Annotated in this window: 11 protein-coding genes; 7 read left to right on the top strand and 4 right to left on the bottom strand. The window is 41.0% G+C overall.

The window, feature by feature from the left end; translation table 11 throughout:
* The first annotated feature begins 14 nt into the window (after positions 1–14).
* On the top strand, positions 15–566 hold the full coding sequence (locus tag H6G32_RS15545) for a 3'-5' exonuclease (protein WP_190459828.1): 552 nt from the start codon (positions 15–17) through the stop codon (positions 564–566).
* Positions 567–735: 169 nt separating this feature from the next.
* On the opposite strand, the gene H6G32_RS15540 is transcribed toward H6G32_RS15545, so the two are convergent.
* From H6G32_RS15540 to H6G32_RS15530, 3 genes are all read right to left on the bottom strand, one after another.
* Positions 736–2,427 carry a glycosyltransferase family 39 protein gene (locus H6G32_RS15540; protein ID WP_190459826.1) on the bottom strand — a complete coding sequence of 564 codons (1,692 nt, stop codon included), beginning with the start codon at positions 2,425–2,427 and terminating at the stop codon, positions 736–738.
* 178 nt (positions 2,428–2,605) lie between these two features.
* Positions 2,606–3,850, bottom strand: a complete 1,245-nt coding sequence (locus H6G32_RS15535) for a glycosyltransferase (protein WP_190459823.1) — start codon at positions 3,848–3,850, stop codon at positions 2,606–2,608.
* Between the two features lie 567 nt (positions 3,851–4,417).
* On the bottom strand, positions 4,418–6,109 hold the full coding sequence (locus H6G32_RS15530; RefSeq protein WP_375539802.1) for a glycosyltransferase family 39 protein: 1,692 nt from the start codon (positions 6,107–6,109) through the stop codon (positions 4,418–4,420).
* 498 nt (positions 6,110–6,607) lie between these two features.
* On the opposite strand from H6G32_RS15530, the gene H6G32_RS15525 reads away from it, so the two are divergent.
* From H6G32_RS15525 to H6G32_RS15500, 6 genes are all read left to right on the top strand, one after another.
* Positions 6,608–8,251 carry a glycosyltransferase family 39 protein gene (locus H6G32_RS15525; protein ID WP_190459820.1) on the top strand — a complete coding sequence of 548 codons (1,644 nt, stop codon included), beginning with the start codon at positions 6,608–6,610 and terminating at the stop codon, positions 8,249–8,251.
* A 190-nt stretch (positions 8,252–8,441) separates the two neighbouring features.
* Positions 8,442–9,584: a 7,8-didemethyl-8-hydroxy-5-deazariboflavin synthase subunit CofH gene (gene cofH, locus H6G32_RS15520; protein ID WP_190459818.1), complete on the top strand. Its 1,143-nt coding sequence runs from the start codon at positions 8,442–8,444 to the stop codon at positions 9,582–9,584.
* Positions 9,585–9,688: 104 nt separating this feature from the next.
* Positions 9,689–10,093, top strand: coding sequence for a photosystem II protein Psb27 (gene psb27 / locus H6G32_RS15515; RefSeq protein ID WP_190459816.1), 405 nt, complete (start codon positions 9,689–9,691; stop codon positions 10,091–10,093).
* Between the two features lie 749 nt (positions 10,094–10,842).
* Positions 10,843–12,345 carry a family 10 glycosylhydrolase gene (locus tag H6G32_RS15510; RefSeq protein ID WP_190459813.1) on the top strand — a complete coding sequence of 501 codons (1,503 nt, stop codon included), beginning with the start codon at positions 10,843–10,845 and terminating at the stop codon, positions 12,343–12,345.
* Positions 12,346–12,853: 508 nt separating this feature from the next.
* Positions 12,854–13,123 (top strand): hypothetical protein, encoded by a 270-nt coding sequence (locus H6G32_RS15505; RefSeq protein ID WP_190459811.1) that lies wholly within the window; start codon positions 12,854–12,856, stop codon positions 13,121–13,123.
* Positions 13,093–13,539 (top strand): HNH endonuclease, encoded by a 447-nt coding sequence (locus H6G32_RS15500; protein WP_190459809.1) that lies wholly within the window; start codon positions 13,093–13,095, stop codon positions 13,537–13,539. Before H6G32_RS15505 ends, H6G32_RS15500 begins: the two co-directional genes overlap by 31 nt.
* Before the next feature lie 98 nt (positions 13,540–13,637).
* Here H6G32_RS15500 and polA read toward each other — a convergent pair whose 3' ends face one another.
* The gene (gene polA / locus H6G32_RS15495) at positions 13,638–16,562 is read right to left on the bottom strand and encodes a DNA polymerase I (protein WP_190459808.1); all 2,925 of its coding nucleotides are present in this window, start codon (positions 16,560–16,562) and stop codon (positions 13,638–13,640) included.
* Between the last annotated feature and the right edge of the window lie 342 nt (positions 16,563–16,904).

Genomic DNA, 16,904 nt, shown 5'->3' with positions numbered 1-16,904 from the left:
AGGACTAAGGACTAATGTCTCATTATTTTCTCATAGTCGATCTGGAGGCTACTTGCTGTAACGAAGGTAGTATACCTCGGCATCAAATGGAAATTATCGAAATTGGTGCGGTGATGCTCAATAGAAAAACCTGGGAAATTGATTCAGAGTTTCAACAATTTATTCAACCTGTGAGAAATGTACATCTGACAGATTTTTGTACCGAATTGACAAGCATATCTCAGAAAGACGTGGCAAATGCGCCTCAATTTGCCGAAGCGATTTCTACGTTTAAAGCATGGATTGATTCATTTCCCCATCATATTTTCTGTTCTTGGGGTAATTATGACAAAGCGCAATTTCTGCAAGATTGTGCTTTTCATAATGTTCCATATCCTTTTGGTTCAGAACACATAAATATCAAAAAGGAATTTTCAGAATATCTTGGCGTATCTAAAGGGTTTGGCATGGCAAATGCTCTCACCCATCTGGGAATGGAATTGAAAGGCACACACCATAGAGGCATTGATGATGCCCGCAATATTGCGGATATTTATCGATATATGAAAACTCAAAAGCCCAGATGAATAGCTGTCAAGTGTAACTACTATTTATCTATCATCTGGGAGAGGATATTGCGCGTCATAGCTTGAGCATCAGTACTCAAAACAGAGGGGCGTAATTGTGGCGCATTGAAATCATCGTAGAAGGTAGGGACTGGGGATTGGGGATTAGGGATTGGGAAAATTTCTCATATTAACTATCACCGCAGTGATACATTTTATATTCGTAACCATTGACTGCTGGTAAGGATTGGGTGTCAGCAGCACATTTTTTCACTGCTTCGGCTACAGGAGCATGAAAATTTACTAACCACAGGTCAAAGGGTCGTGGTAATACCTTTAAAGTATTTTCTAGGCTAGTAGTGGAAGTATTGGGATCTTGGTCTTGATGGGCGAGAAGAAACAGGGAAGAGGGAAATTTTGGATTTTTAATTTTAAACTCCCTGGCTACACCCATCATTTCCCCAATGTGTACATGAGTTTTGTGGGTGGTGGCAATCAGTACTGGTACTTGGGATGTTTGCTGTATTAGTTGCACAAATAGGTCAGGGCGGTAGTATTTTTGATAGCCAAGATTACACACAACTGTCACGGCGCTGAGAAATCCCATCAGCAAAATTAACATCACGGCTTTTGGCCCATTTATTCCCCATCTGCCGATAAATTCCTGGGGAGAATGCCAACAAACTGCCAAAGTTGCCCCTAGTAAAACTATGACTGCGGGAAAGTAAACGAAGTTATAACGTGCGCCCCGTGTTAGGTCAATTCCTAGAAAGTAGGTAAAGATAAAGAATAATGCGATCGCACCGACAACTAGCCCAATAAACACCTGAGTTGTGAAACGGGTTTCTGGCTGCTGTAGCTGAATCTTAAACCCATGAACCAGTATTGGGGCTGCCCAAATCATGAAAATCAGCATTACCAGTCCAGAGGCAATCATAATTGCTAGTTGTGGGGCTTCAACTGGTAGCAAATAAAGCATCGTTATCCAGGCGGCGATCGCTTGAAAAATTGGGCTTAACCAAGCAAATCCCACGCGGGGCTGCTGTATCCACTCGGTTAATTTGCTACCATAGCTGTTTTGCAAAAATATTGGGATCCAAACCATACCCGCCACACAAGTGCCCACAGCAACAGCATAGATGCGCCACCAAGGTGGGGAGAGAGGGGGGCGGTGTTGCCAAGCCAGAACAAGCAAAACCAGCGCTTCCGAGCAGAGGGTGAGGGTGAAGAAATAATGTGTTGCTATACCCAAAGCATTAATTACCACCCAGGTGAGTGCTGCCCAAATGGGTAATTGTGTGCGGTTTTGAATGTGACTTGTGGTAATTACCAAGCAGGCGAGAGAAGCAATCACCCACAAGATGGCCAAGGTATAATGGCGTGCTTCTTGTGCCAGAAATATGCCGTAGGGCGAGACTGCCATCATGGCAGCAGCTAGATGACTAGCCTTGTGGGAGCGAAAACTCAGCCAGCTTAAGCCATAGATGACGGGGATAGATGCAGCGCCAAAAATAGCAGCCAGCGATCGCGCCCCCCACAACGAAACTAAACCTCCTTGAGTGGGAAATAACTGCATCCACCAGTGAGCTAACACAAAGTAAAGTGGGGGATGGTTAGTTTCGTGGCTCAAGTGTGCCCAGACGTCTTGGAAAGTAGCACCAGCTTGGGGTTGTAGTGGTTGCAAGAGGATATCAGGTGCGATCGCTTGATCTAGCGGTACTTGCAAAAAACTATTCCCCAAACTAAACACCAAGGTAGAAAATTCATCAGTCCAAGGAGGCTTTGCTGTTAAGTTGGCTAGGCGCAAACCGAGTCCGAGAATAAACCACATCAGGCACGGCCAGGCATGGGGCACTTTAGCATACCGATTATATAAATGCATCCTTTGTCAGATAGAGGTTTTGCTTGCAAGAGTTGGTAGCTAGTGTATGCTCTCAGCAACCAAATTATCTTCCTACAAAAGTGGTGTAAACCTCAAAAAGAAACTCTCATCGCCATGCCATTAACAAGTCGAGTTGGACTGTAAACGAATGTTTGAGATATAAAATCCCTAGCTGTGACTATTTCACGTCAGTCACTCGCCAACTCAGTTTTAAGTTAACCCAGAAATTCCAGATGGTAGCAACTGCGATCGCGATTAGGTTGGCGATGTAGCGGTTAGGAATCAGCAAATTGAACACTAAATTCAATACCAGTACATTCAACACCAATCCGGCCAGGCAAATAATGTTGAATTTCAAAAAGCGCTTCAGGCGTTGATGTCCTTCCTGCTGTCTCATACTGACATCAGCAAATGTCCAAGCGTCATTCCACAAGAAATTATTGAAAATTGCAATTTCGCCAGCAATGATTTTACTGCGCGTCAGGGGCAAAGCTAGGGTTGTAGGATCACTCAGCAAGTAAAGCATCAGCATATCCACAAATACCCCACTTAGTCCCACCAACCCAAAACGAACGAAACGACCAATGGGAAAATTAATCTTGCGCCTGATTTTACCCAGCCGCCCTGTGGACACCCGCAACCGCACTAAGTGATGAATGTAATCTAAATATTGCTTCCATGTAACCTTGCTTTCACCTTCTTTCCGTTCGCAAAACACATAGCCCACTTCGGCAATGTTGCCCACATTTCCCCGCCCGATCACCTCCAGAAGAATTTTATAACCTACTGGATTGAGTGTTGCCCCGGCGATCGCATTCCGGCGCACCATAAAATAACCACTCATCGGATCAGTTACTCTTCCCAATACCCCCGGTAAAATAATTAATCCCAGCACCTGAGCACCACGGGATAAAAACCGCCTGACAATACTCCAACTACTAACGCCTCCTCCTTCGACATGACGGCTGGCTACTGCCAAATCTGCTCCCTGTTCAACCTTGCCGAACAATTGCATCAGCACCTCTGGTGGATGCTGCAAATCCCCATCAATCACACCTAACACAGTTCCCCTAGCTGCTTGCCACCCACGTATGACCGCCGAAGACAGTCCCCGCTCCTGTTGGCGTCGCATCACCCGCAACTGGGGATAGTCTTCCATCAATGATTGTGCTACTTCCCAAGTATTGTCTGGGCTATCATCATCAACCACAATCAACTCGTAGTTTCCAGGGATAGCTTCATCCAGTAACCCGCTTAATATAGAAACAACATTTTTGATATTGTCACATTCTTTATAAGTGGGAATCACTAGAGATAGATGGACAACGTTACTACCTGCACCCACATTAGTAGCAGTAAATTCCGAAATCTGTAATTGCCCAGTAGGAACTGTTAACAGCGAGTTTGATGGGTTGACATTCATAAAATAAATTTCAATTTGCAGGAGATAGTGTATGAAAGTTGACAGTTAATCAAGCGTAATATCTTTTGTCCCACAGATCAGGGCTTTTGTCACCTGAACTATAGCAGCCAACATTTCCTAAAATTTATGATTATTGTTAGCTGTTCTGATATTAATTAATTGCTAGCTATTAGTTCATAGGATTTTCTTTTAATTCATCATATTTTTGTTTTAATTCATCTAAATTTTACATTTAACTAATAATTCCTCTAAAAAAATGACGGTTCTATAAGGTTCATTCAATAAAAACAACTATAACCGTAATTATCCAGTAATCGATGGACTATTAACCAGGTATAGCAGTCCTATTTGATTTATAAAAAACCGTGCTAAAGGGGGATGAAAAGGTTCATCTGTATACTGTCCTTTATCAAGCCATTCCCTACCTGCGGTAATATGGGCTGGCTCATCATAAGTTTGCTAAAATACGTTATAGATTAACGATAATCGTATAAGTACCAAAGCTATTAAAAATCGGGAAATAAGATAGATAAAAAGTCGCAAATTGATTTCTTTATGTGAATAATTTCATTTAAAAGAAGCATTTTTGTAAAGACTAGCAGTAAACTTATCAAGAAACATAGTACCGGATAAAGACTGAGTGCTATTTAGCTGAAACTGGGTTGATAAAACTTGTTTAACTTTCTGTTTTTGGGTTTCTATTTCCGCTTCAGTTTTCAAACGAGACCACAGAGGACTGCTGCTATCTAACCAAATAACACGATGATATTTACCCGCTTCATCCTTCAGGACTTTTTCTAAAGAAGTTGCCAATTCTCCGGGTTTTTGGGCTAGCAGCATCACAGGGGACTTTGAGGGAATGTAATAAGCCAAACGCATAACATGACCCCAAGCTTGGGAATTCATCGCTATTAAAGTTGGTTGATTTCTTTCTTGTAAAATCAATTCGGCAACTGAATGAAAAACCGAACGTGGCCGCAAGCTAAAATCACCAATACTGATGGTGAGATACACAAGTAATAAACCTGTTGCTATGGGTGTACGCAATTGACTAGAAACTCCCCTTTCGACCCATAAAGCTAGTAATAATAAACAGCCAGGGAGAATAATAATCATCGTTCGTCCCCAGCCAAACCCCAATGTAAATTTTTTAGTTGCTATGTCTACTACCAATGCTAGAAACAGCGGCAAAATTCCTAATATCAAAGCTACACCTAATTTCTTCTGCTCACCCTGACGCCAAAGGCTGATACAACAGGTTAACAGTAACAAGATGACCAAACAACCAGCTATGGTGACGTTAATTGGCTCTAGACTAGTTACCCAATCTCCCACAAGTAAATCAGTACCCAAAGTCCGAGTCACATCCTGCAAGTGATTCAACCACGCAGGTACAGATTTAGCCCCTGCACCAAAACGGTTCAAGTCGCTATTGCGGAGTTGTTTGATAGTACCCCATAATATCCAGGGCATAGCCAGCAAAACTCCAAATCCCAAACGGCAGCCATGCTGCAACCAATGCTGTCTATCAAGGTAAAGTACCAAGACTGCTAAAACAATTACCCAATAGCCATATAAATAAAAAGTTAGTAATCCAGCAGGGATGGACACAATCAGAATGGTATTCCATAACCACTGACTGCGGGGACTGTCAGGAATTTGAGTATCCCGCTGATCAATCAGATGCAGTAGTGCCCATGAACTTAATGTTACCCACAAAACTAGAGGGGCATACATCCGGAGATTGAGAGAGTGGAATAAAAAAAACGGATTAATTCCTAGTAAGGCTGCTAAAAATAGTCCTCCACGATGTCCTAAAAAAGTCTTACCTAAACCGTAAGCACTAAATATCGCTGCAATGCTAAATAATGTGTTCAAACTCCGCATTGCTATTTCACTGTTACCAAAAAGACGTAGCCAGAGATGCTGACTTAAAAAGAATATTGGTGGATGAGGTTCCCCTCCTAGGAGACCATGAATTAGCTGTTTCAGGGTGAGGATTATTTCGCCCACACCTGACTCAACGGGTAAACTTAACAAGGATGTATAGTTTGCCAAGACTACTGGTGTATCCCCAGGAGTGTTGTAAGCAGTTTTCTGCCCAGTTGAAAGGAGTAATGATAAAACTTCGTCATACCAAAATTCCCGACTTCCCAGATTGAGAATTCGCAGCAATATTGAGATGGCGATCGCACTCAGCAGCAGCCACTCTAGTGAGAAGCCCCAGGAAAACTTCGGGATTACTAAACTTTTATTCATCATAGAAAAATTGATATTTTTTTCAAAATTAAGCTGACTCATTCAATACGCCAAAACAATACCGAACACAAATTCAAACGAACGTGATAGAAACAAAGCTACCTTTAGTAGTATATCAGTATACATGGACTGCAACTTAATTACCAAAGGAAAAAGAGCTACCTAAATACTGAGCAACGAGATGAAGTGCTGATTTAGTCTTCAGCCAAAGATGTTTCAGGCTATTTTCACAGCCTGAAACAGGTAGATTTTGCCATGCTGAATACTCCACTTGGTTCCATTTATCCTGACATTTTATACTTCCTAAATATTATTTTAAGTACTTTTGAATTACTCATTTATAGCATTCATTTTTAATTCATCAAAATTTTACATTTACTTAAAAATTCCTTGTGTTTGAATAACTATTCAATCAGGTTCGTTAAAAAAATAATTATGTCCGGAATTATCTAGAAGACGATGAATTAATATTTACCAGAAATATTCTATCAAGCTATAATGAGGATAAGTTTCTCGCTTTCTTCGGACAAACATTCTAGGATTTTAAGATTTATACTTGTCATTGTCTTAGTATTAGGCGTAAGTTTTCGTTTTATAAACATTGACAAAAAAGCCTACTGGGATGATGAAGCCTTTACATCATTAAGAATTTCAGGATATACAGAAGCTGAATTAGTTGAGCGGGTTGCTAGTGTTGATAGAATTAGCGTTAAGGATTTAGATAAATACCAAAATATTAATCTGAACAAAGGTTTAAATGATACAATTAACTCCTTGGCATTAGAAGATCCTCAGCATCCACCAGCATATTACGTAATCACATGGTTCTGGGTACAGTGGTTTGGTAATTCTGTGGCAGCATTCAGAAGTTTGTCTGCTTTACTTAGCTTGCTAGCTTTGCCTTGTATCTATTGGTTGTGCCGAGAATTATTTGATTCGTCCTTGACAGCATGGATAGCTGTTGCATTAATCGGTATATCACCATTTCATGTACTATATGCTCAAGAAGCGAGGGAGTATAGTTTATGGACAGTAACAATTTTGTTGTCAAGTGCATCACTCCTCCACGCAATACGCCTCAATACAAAGCTGAAATGGGGAATATATGCAGCAACTGTAGCCCTTAGTCTTTACACTTTTCCATCTTCTGCAATAGTTACAGTTGCACATGGAATTTATGTAATTACCATTGAAGGTTTTCGCTTCAGCAAGAGGATGATTAATTATCTGTTGGCATCCATTGCTGGATTTACAGTTTTTTCTCCCTGGCTTGTAGTGATTATTACGAACTTAAATCACATCAATAAGACAGTTGGTGGACAGGGTAATATGCCTACATTGTCTTTAATTAAAATATGGACTTTTAACCTGAGCCGGATTTTTATTGATACCAATAATGAGAGAGCAGTTATAGATTTTGGGTTTGAAAATCCCTTGACATACATAATTCAGATCACCCTGGTAGCACTGTTGGTAATTCTGTCAGGGTATTCTCTTTATTTCCTTTGTCGAAAGACTTACATTCAAGCATGGTTGTTTATTTTGACATTAATATTAGTAACTTGCCTACCCATTATGTTGAAAGATTTAATAGATGGGGGAGCCAGAACAATAATTTTAAGATATCTCACGCCTGGTTATTTGGGTATTCAAATATCTATTGCTTATCTTCTAGCTACTGGAATTACAACTATCTCACGCCAACAGAAACTATGGCAAATTATTTTATGTCTACTGTTCTCTGGCGCAGTCTATTCTGGTGTGATTAGTTCTCAAGCTAATTATTGGTGGACTAAGAGCCATAGCGATGTTAATTTCTATGCTGCTGAGTTTATTAATAGAGCTAATAGACCGCTTTTGATCAGTGACGGAAGTATGGGGATGATATTAGGCTTGAGCCATCAAATCAATTCCCACGTGCAGCTACAGTTAAAGCCTTACTGTCATACTTGCCGTGTAATTTCTCCTGCTGTTCTGAAAAAAAATCTCTTACCGATTCCTGATGGTTTTGATTTGTTTTTGGTTGCACCTTCTCATGGACTAATCAAGGAAATTGAGAAAGATGCAAAATATAAAATAAAGCCTGTTAGTGTAGAACTTTGGCAACTAGTACCGCAAGGCGTAATAAAAAATAAAAAATAAAAATGAATACAGTGTCAGATTTTCGTCTATTTTGAATGGTGGCTTCATTTCCGCCGTGTCGTACTAGATAAGAAAATAATCTAAGTTGAATAAATTTAAGTTAAATGATTTGTTGCCGAAATACAAAATCAGATGCCAATTAGTTGAATTTATTGCGAAAATAAGATAAATGATTTGTGTTTGATGAACTGTGCCTACTATAACTGTTGATGATATTCTTGAGCGAGCCTTAATAGGATACGATTTATCGCCCTCAGAGGGAGTTGTATTGTTAAAACAAACTGATCCAGAGGCGATCGCTCATATTCGGGCTACGGCTGACAAACTCCGCCAAACTCAAGCAGGTGACACTGTCACATACATAATTAACCGCAATATTAACTTTACTAATATTTGTGAGCAACACTGTAGTTTTTGTGCTTTCCGCCGGGATGATGGTGATGCCGATGCATATTGGTTAGATTGGGCGCAAATTCTGGAAAAAGCTACAGATGGGGTGCAGCGGGGGGCGACAGAGATATGTATGCAGGGGGGATTAAATCCACAAGCCCAAATAAACGGCAAATCTTTGCCTTATTACCTGAAGCTGGTAGAAACTATCAAGCAGGAATTTCCCCAGCTACATTTGCATGCTTTCTCTCCCCAAGAAGTGCAATTTATCGCCAGACTTGACGGACTTTCTTATGGGGATGTAATTACTGCTTTGCGGGATGCTGGTGTGGGTTCAATGCCGGGAACAGCCGCTGAGGTGTTGGATGATGAAGTGCGGCGGATATTGTGTCCTGAGAAAATTGACACCGACACTTGGCTAGAAATTGTCAGTACGGCTCACAAATTAGGTTTGCACACTACCAGCACCATGCTGTCGGGGCATATTGAAACGCCAGAACAACAAATTGGGCATTTAGAAAAATTGCGATCGCTCCAACAAACTGCAATCAATCAGGGATACCCTGCCAGGATTACTGAGTTTATTGTCTTACCCTTTGTGGGACAAGAAGCGCCCAAATCCTTACGTCGTCGTGTGGGCCGCGATCAACCAGTATTAGCTGATGTGTTGCTACTGGGGGCTGTGGCGCGGATTTTCTTGGGAAATTGGATACCTAACCATCAACCGAGTTGGGTCAAACTGGGATTAGCTGGGGCGATAGAAGCCTTAGTTTGGGGTTGTAACGATATTGGTGGCACATTGATGGAAGAACATATTACCACAATGGCAGGTGCTGTGGGCGGTACTTGTATGGAAGTAGAAACCTTGCAAAATGCGATCGCATCCCTAGGACGACCTTACCACCAACGAGATACTCTCTATCAAAGAATCGAGAAAAGGTGAAAACACTTCTTTTGACTCTTGTTTTTCTTCACTCAGCACTCAAGCGATCCCCAAGATACCATTCCAGGATAGGATAGTCCTTGATTTACGTATTGTTTTACTAAATGCATATGAAGCGCTATTGGTCGCGTCTGCTTGCCCTAGTTTTAGTTGTATCTATCGGCTTAATAGGCTGTTCTGGCAGTCCTGATAGTTTAACTGGTGATTATCGCCAAGATACCTTAGCTGTAATCAGTACCATGAGACAAGCCCTAGATTTATCAGGTGATTCACCAGATAAAGCAGCAGTTCAAGCAGAAGCACGTCAAAAAATTAATGACTTTTCAGCCCGCTACCAGCGGGCTAACTCTATTTCTGTCCTTAGCTCCTTTACAACAATGCGAACAGCTCTCAACTCCTTAGCTGGGCATTACAGTTCTTACCCAAATCGACCCGTTCCTGAAAAGCTCAAAAATCGTCTAGAAAAAGAGTTAAACCAAGTAGAGGCAGCGCTAAAGCGTGGTGGTTAATTATTAGCTACCCTATTATCAAGAGTCAAAAGTCCAGAGTCTAACTTTTTGACTCTTGATTAATTTGAACCTGTAGTCTGCTGTAGGCAGATTTTGAATTAATTAAGATTTTTGAAAAAACAACTAACCTCTATTATTCATGGGCTTATTAGTTAAGCAATGTTTCACAGACAAATAAAAGTAGCTATCATGAACTGCACATACTATAGCAGTCCTAAATCATTTGTGTTCACAAATCAAATAGGATTGCTATATAAAGCATGAACAAACCTTAGTTTGTCCTAACTCTTGCCTTTTTTTCAGTCAGGTGTATAATCTTCCCAAAAGCAGGTTTAGCCTGCTTTTTTTCCAGGCATTTGGCAATTTATATGATTTGAGGACTGATTTTCCTTGACAAATTTAGCCGTTTTTGATGCGTCCCCTGACGCATCCTACCTGTAGCGTGAGTTCCCTAAGGCAGGAATTATGCTTTTAATGGCACAAACCCATACCCCATGTTTGCTATTTTGTGTCCGTTAAGTCCTAAATCTATAGGACTTTCCATCAATCAAACTGATAACCATATTTACTATTTTTTGTCAATGCGTAAAACGTAGATTTGTTTATAAAGAAAGTGGCAACAGAAATAGGAATTTAGGAGTCTGGAAAAGTTAGGGTAGAAAACCCTGATTAACTAGAGATTTCGATACATATTGTCCCCAATTATTTCACTTGGGGTCAATGCTTGTTTTGTCCATCTACCTGTGTATATGTCTAACCATCCCTTGAATATTACAAGACCAATATTATTTTGGCGGCGCTTATTAGCTGTCGTTTTTAGCAGTAGTTTGTTGATTCCCAATTTTGGAAACCAACCAGCAGAGGCGCAAGTATCTCAGTATTGTCAGCTATCACCAACGGCGGCACAAGAAAAAGAAAAGTTACGTTTGTCAGCACTGAAAAACAATCAAGATGCCGAGAGGCGATACCAAAAGCTAGTACAAAAACACGCACAGGAATTACAGGATTGCCGCAATCGTACTTGGCCGGAAAACCAAGCAATTTGGTTGCGCTTGTATCCCTGTGACATTCAGCCAGGAGCAGTTGACCAAATTATGGATCGGATTGTCAACCGTGGCTATAACCAAGTTTATTTAGAAGCATTTGCTGACGGGCAGGTACTATTGCCAGGGGCAGCTAACCCCACGGCTTGGCCTTCTGTAGTTCGCACCCCAGGTTCAGAAAATACGGATCTACTTGCCGTAGCAATTAAAAAAGGGCGGGAACGAGGCTTGAAGGTTTATGCTTGGATGTTTACCGTCAATTTCGGCTATACCTACGCCCAGCGTCGAGATAAGGAAAGTGCGATCGCTCGTAATGGCAAAGGTCAAACAAGCTTATATCTTGTAGATAATAGCTCTCAAGTATTTATCGACCCCTACAATTCCCAAGCAAAAACCGACTACTACCGCATGGTACAGGAGGTGCTGCGTCGTCGCCCAGATGGCTTGCTATTTGACTATATACGCTATCCCAGGCAAGCAGGAAGTGATTCTATCGCCACTAAAGTTACAGATTTATGGTTATTTACGCCAGCAACCCAAGAGGCTTTATTTAGAAGGGCACAGAATAACAAAGGGCTAGACTTGATTCGGCGCTTTTTGAGTAAGGGATACATCACCGCTGGAGATATCAATGAAGTCGATAAACTTTATCCTCAAGAAGGTGAACCCCTATGGCAAGGGCGCACTCCCCCACCAGCGCCAAAGTCAATCTTAACTGCAACTGACAGACAACCACTTCTGCAAATGGAATTATGGCAGTTAGCAGTTGCCCATGCGATGCAAGGTATCCTAGATTTTGTCTCCTTAGCTAGTTACCCAGCACAACAGCAAGGTATTCCCGCAGGAGTGGTGTTTTTCCCTGAAGGTAACCAAAATTTAGGACAAGGTTATGATTCTCGCTTACAACCTTGGGATCGCTTTCCTAGTAATCTGGAGTGGCATCCTATGGCTTATGCAACTTGCAATAACGGCAATTGTATTGCCGCGCAAGTGCAGCGGGTTTTGAGTGTAGCAAAACCAGGTACTCAGGTGATTCCCGCTTTGGCTGGTAAGTGGGGCGCATCAATCGGCCCCAATCGTCCATCGCTAGAAGTGCAAATGCAAGCACTGCGCCAATTTGCCCCCCAAATCAAGGGGGTGAGCCATTTTGCTTATTCTTGGCAATATCCAGAGCATGATGGCGATCGCAAATTCTGCCGCGCTCGGTAAGTAGTTGAGAACCACAGGGGGTGCAAATGTACCCCTCGACTCCTAATATTCAACTTCGCCAATCGCTCAAGGGTTTTTGCAGGTTTACCCATTGGTAGAGGGGGTGCAACGCCATCACCGTGGTTTTACGGTACAGATATGGATGCTATGGTGATATAAAGTACGTTACATTATTATAATGATTTAGTCTTATAATCCTTCGCCAAGTTAAGAGCCTACAGCAGAAATTTTGCCAGTTTTGCCAAGATAACCAAGGTATAAATATACAATTATTAGTTAAAATTTTCAGAAAATTAGTACTGGCAGATCCTTATAGCGATTAAGAGTTACGTGAGGTACAGATAATATTTTGAAACGCAAAGGGACGCAAAGTAAAGCGCAGAGGTACGCAGAGATTTGTACCTCAGCAGACTAGGAAACGCTATATTATTACTCCCGCACTCCCCACACCTCTATAAATCATAGATTAATTAAGGCACAATAGAACTAAAGACACTATGAACACACAATGACTACTCAATTAATGGTTCAACCCTCATCCTTAATATCTTCTGGTATCAGGATGAGCGAATTTGGTAATATTTATCTATTTAAATTTACCGAGGAACTACAGTCTCGCTTTGAAGAACTTTTAGAAAAGAAAAAAACTAATACGCTCACTCCTGAAGAAGAAGCGGAATATGTAGGTATCTCTGAATTAGAGCGAATATTTACCTTGATTAACGCTCAACTAGCAGCAAAAAGTAAATGGTGTCCGAACAAACTCGACGACTTATAAGAAAACGAGCTAAATTCCTCTGCGAATACTGCCACTCTCCAGAATATCTAAGTCCAGACCGTTTTACGATTGACCATATCATGCCTCAGTCCTTGGGTGGCTCAGATGAACTGGATAATTTGGCTTTAGCTTGCCATCGTTGTAATGAACGGCACTATAATTTTATATTAGGTATTGATCCGAAAACTCAAGAACAAGTCTCTCTATTTAATCCCCGTCAGCAACAATGGTCTGAGCATTTTATTTGGACAAAAGATGGGATAAAAATTGTAGGTACAACTCCTACAGGGAGAGCTACTAGCAATCGCTTTGACTTCAATGATGAACGGCGTGATGAGCCTTCCATTCAAGTTGCTCGTCGTTTTTGGGTAGAAGCGGGTTGGCATCCACCCCAGTTAGATCCATGTCAAGAATAACAAAAAATCCCCCTAGTGACATCCACTCCCGCCTCAGTTCACCTGCGGTGTCCGCGAAGCCCTTGCCCCTTGGGGAAAAACTTTGTGATTTACTGACTTCACGTCATCTCCATCCAATTATCACCTGCACGGACATCTACCACCAAAGGTACAGTTAAAGAAACAGCATTTTCCATCACTGACTTAATTTGCGGTTGCAATTCTTCCCACTCTTGGGGAGGAACTTCAAACACCAATTCATCGTGAACTTGCAACAACAAACGCGCTTGATATTTCTTTAAAATCTCATGCAATCTCACCATGGCAATTTTGATAATATCAGCACTGGAACCTTGAATTGGTGCATTAGCAGCAGAACGTAGTAACCCTGCATCATAAGCACCTAAGTTTTTTAATTTGCTTAAATCAATATCTTCTCGATTGCTATTTCTTAACTGGCGCAAACTATTGCTAGTAAAATCAAAATAACGCCTTCTACCAAGAATAGTTTCTACATATCCTTGAGCGATTGCTTGTTTCTTTACTCCCTCCAAATAGGCAAAAACTTGGGGATATCTTTCATTAAATCGCTTAATAAACTCATTCGCATTATTTTTATCTACACCAGTTGAACGCGCAAACTTTAGAGAACCCATTCCATAAATCACGCCAAAGTTGATGGTTTTTGCTAGCCTTCGTTCATCTGAGGTGACATCTTCTTTTTCAAATACCAACCGTGCTGTTACAGTGTGAATATCTTCATTCTGTTTATATGCTTGCACTAATATAGGTTCTTGACTCAAATGAGCCAAAATTCGCAATTCAATTTGTGAGTAATCAGCAGCTACCATTAAACAACCTGGTTCTGGCAAAAACGCCTTGCGAATTTGGCGACTAAAAGCAGTACGAATCGGGATATTTTGCAAATTTGGATTAGAAGAAGATAGCCTTCCTGTTGATGTCGCGGCTTGATTAAAATCAGTATGCACCCGCTGGGTATCTGCACGTACTAATGCTGGTAGTGCATCCACGTAAGTAGATTTTAATTTAGATAGAGTGCGGTACTCAATGATGGCTTCAATAAAACCAGTTTGATCAACTTCTAGGAGTTTTTCCAATGTTGCTGCATCTGTAGAATAACCGGTTTGAATTTTCCGAGAATACTTAGTACTCAAACCCAATTTTTCAAATAAAATCTGGCTCATTTGTTTGGGAGAACCCAAATTAAATTTTTCTCCAGCTATTCCAGTAGCTTTCTCTTCTAACTTGGCTAAGTCTGTTTCTAGATGCTGGGAAAGTTCTTGGAGATAAGCTGAATTAATGCGAACTCCTGTATATTCCATCTCCGCTAAAACTGTTTCTAGCGGTTGTTCTACCTCTAGTAATAGCTTGTGCAAAGTAGGAATTTTCTCTAGTTCCTCTCGCAGTTTTGGTACTAATCCAAATGTCGTATAAACATCCATACCGCAGTAATCTGCTACAGCAGGAATGCTGATATCAGCGATGGTTTTGCCTTTAGGAACTAACTCTAGATAACTTTTAGCTGTCAACCCCAAGTATCTCTGCGCCAAATCAGTCAAATTATGGGTATTATCTGGATTTAACACATAACTTGCCAGCATGGGATCAAACACTACTCCTGCCAAATTAATTCCTTGACACCGCAGGATTAAACGGTCAAATTTGGCATTTTGTAAAGTTTTGGGATAATCAGCACTTTCCAGAATTGGACGTAGTGCTGTTAATGCTAAATGTTGATTGAGATTTTCCCCAATTTTGTGATTTAAGGGAATATAGGCAACTTCATCTAGTTGGCTTCCCCAGCAACAACCAATTCCCACTAAAGTAGCATCTCTTGGTTCTAAAGCCGTGGTTTCAGTATCCCAAGCAACGGGTGTTTCTGAATTGGTAAATTTTTCTAATAGTTTTACCAACTCGTTTAGTTTGGCTTCGGTGTTGATGATTTGTGGTTGAATTAGTAAAGCAGTTTGCCGTTGAACTGCTGCTGTTTCGCTAGCACTGTAAAACGATGTATCATCATCTTCATCAGTTTTGGGTGTGGCTGGAGTTTCTACAACTTTGCCCCCAAATTGCTGTTGAATTTCGTTGATTTTGCCTAAGAATTTATTTAATTCTAATTTTTCTAAAATTGGTGTGAGAATGCTGGCATCAAATCCTGTTAATTTACAATCTTCTAAATCAAGTTCTAGGGGAACATCAAGAACTATTTTTGCTAAAAAGCGTGACATTTTAGCATCTTCTTTACCAGCTTCGAGTTTTTTCTGAGTTGCACCTTTAATTTGGTCTAATACAGCATAAATATTTTCTAGGGAATTGTATGCATTAAGCAGCTGTACTGCTGTTTTTTCCCCAATTCCTCTGACTCCAGGAATATTATCAGATTTATCACCGCACAGAGCTTTGAAATCGACAACTTGCGAAGGAAAGACGCCTAATTTTTCTTTTACTTGTTCTGTACTAAATTCAGTAATGCTGGATGTGGAACGCTTCCAGGCATCTGGACTAAAATACAGGACGGTGATTTCTTTGTCAGTGTCGATCAGTTGAAATAAATCGCGATCGCCTGTGAGAATCTTCACTCTATACCCAGCAGCAGCAGTTCTTTGTGCTAAGGTTCCCAATATATCATCTGCTTCGTAACCCGGAGCCGTTAAAACAGGCAAGTTGAAACCACTCAGCAACTCTTGCAAGTTTGCTAAGTCGGGAATAAAGTCTTCTGGCGTTTCCGGACGATCAGCTTTATAGGTATCATCAGCTTGATGGCGGAAAGTTGTATCACCCAAATCAAAGGCGATCGCCATTGCTTGTGGCTGTTGTGTGGCCATTACCTCTAGCAGTGACTTAAGAAAGCCAAAACATATACTGGTAGGAACCCCCGCTTTTGTCCGCAGTCCTCCGTCTCTTCCTTTAGCAAAAGCGAAGTATGAACGATAAGCGAGGGAGTGTCCATCGACGAGGATGAAGGTGGGCTGTGTTGTGGTTGCAGAATCGGTAGTCAACTGGTTAGCAAAATTTTGGGACATAGCCCTATTTTAAATATCTTAATTGGTATTCAGAAGCCTACACTGTACTGTAATCAGTGCGGTGTCGGTACGTCACGTTATCCAGCTACTCATATCAAAGCACAACACTGGTGATCACCATTGTTCACTCATCAAAACTCCTAAGACTAAAGGACACAAAGTTTTTAACGTCACCAGCATATAATTTCCTATTTGTCTAATTTGTAAATATTCGTCTTGATAGTCTTGTCCGTTGTTGTTCGGCTGGTGCCATTCCGGTAAATATTATGAGTAGCTGGCAAAAACTAGTCTGATACTCAGTCCCCTGGCTCCCCACAGCAAAGTTTTACACTAAGCTCCGAA

Origin of the sequence: Cylindrospermum sp. FACHB-282 (genome assembly GCF_014697195.1) — a bacterium.
Taxonomy (GTDB): domain Bacteria; phylum Cyanobacteriota; class Cyanobacteriia; order Cyanobacteriales; family Nostocaceae; genus Cylindrospermum.
The sequence above is the reverse complement of the archived record's forward strand: the minus strand, read 5'-3'. Positions and strand labels throughout refer to the sequence as shown.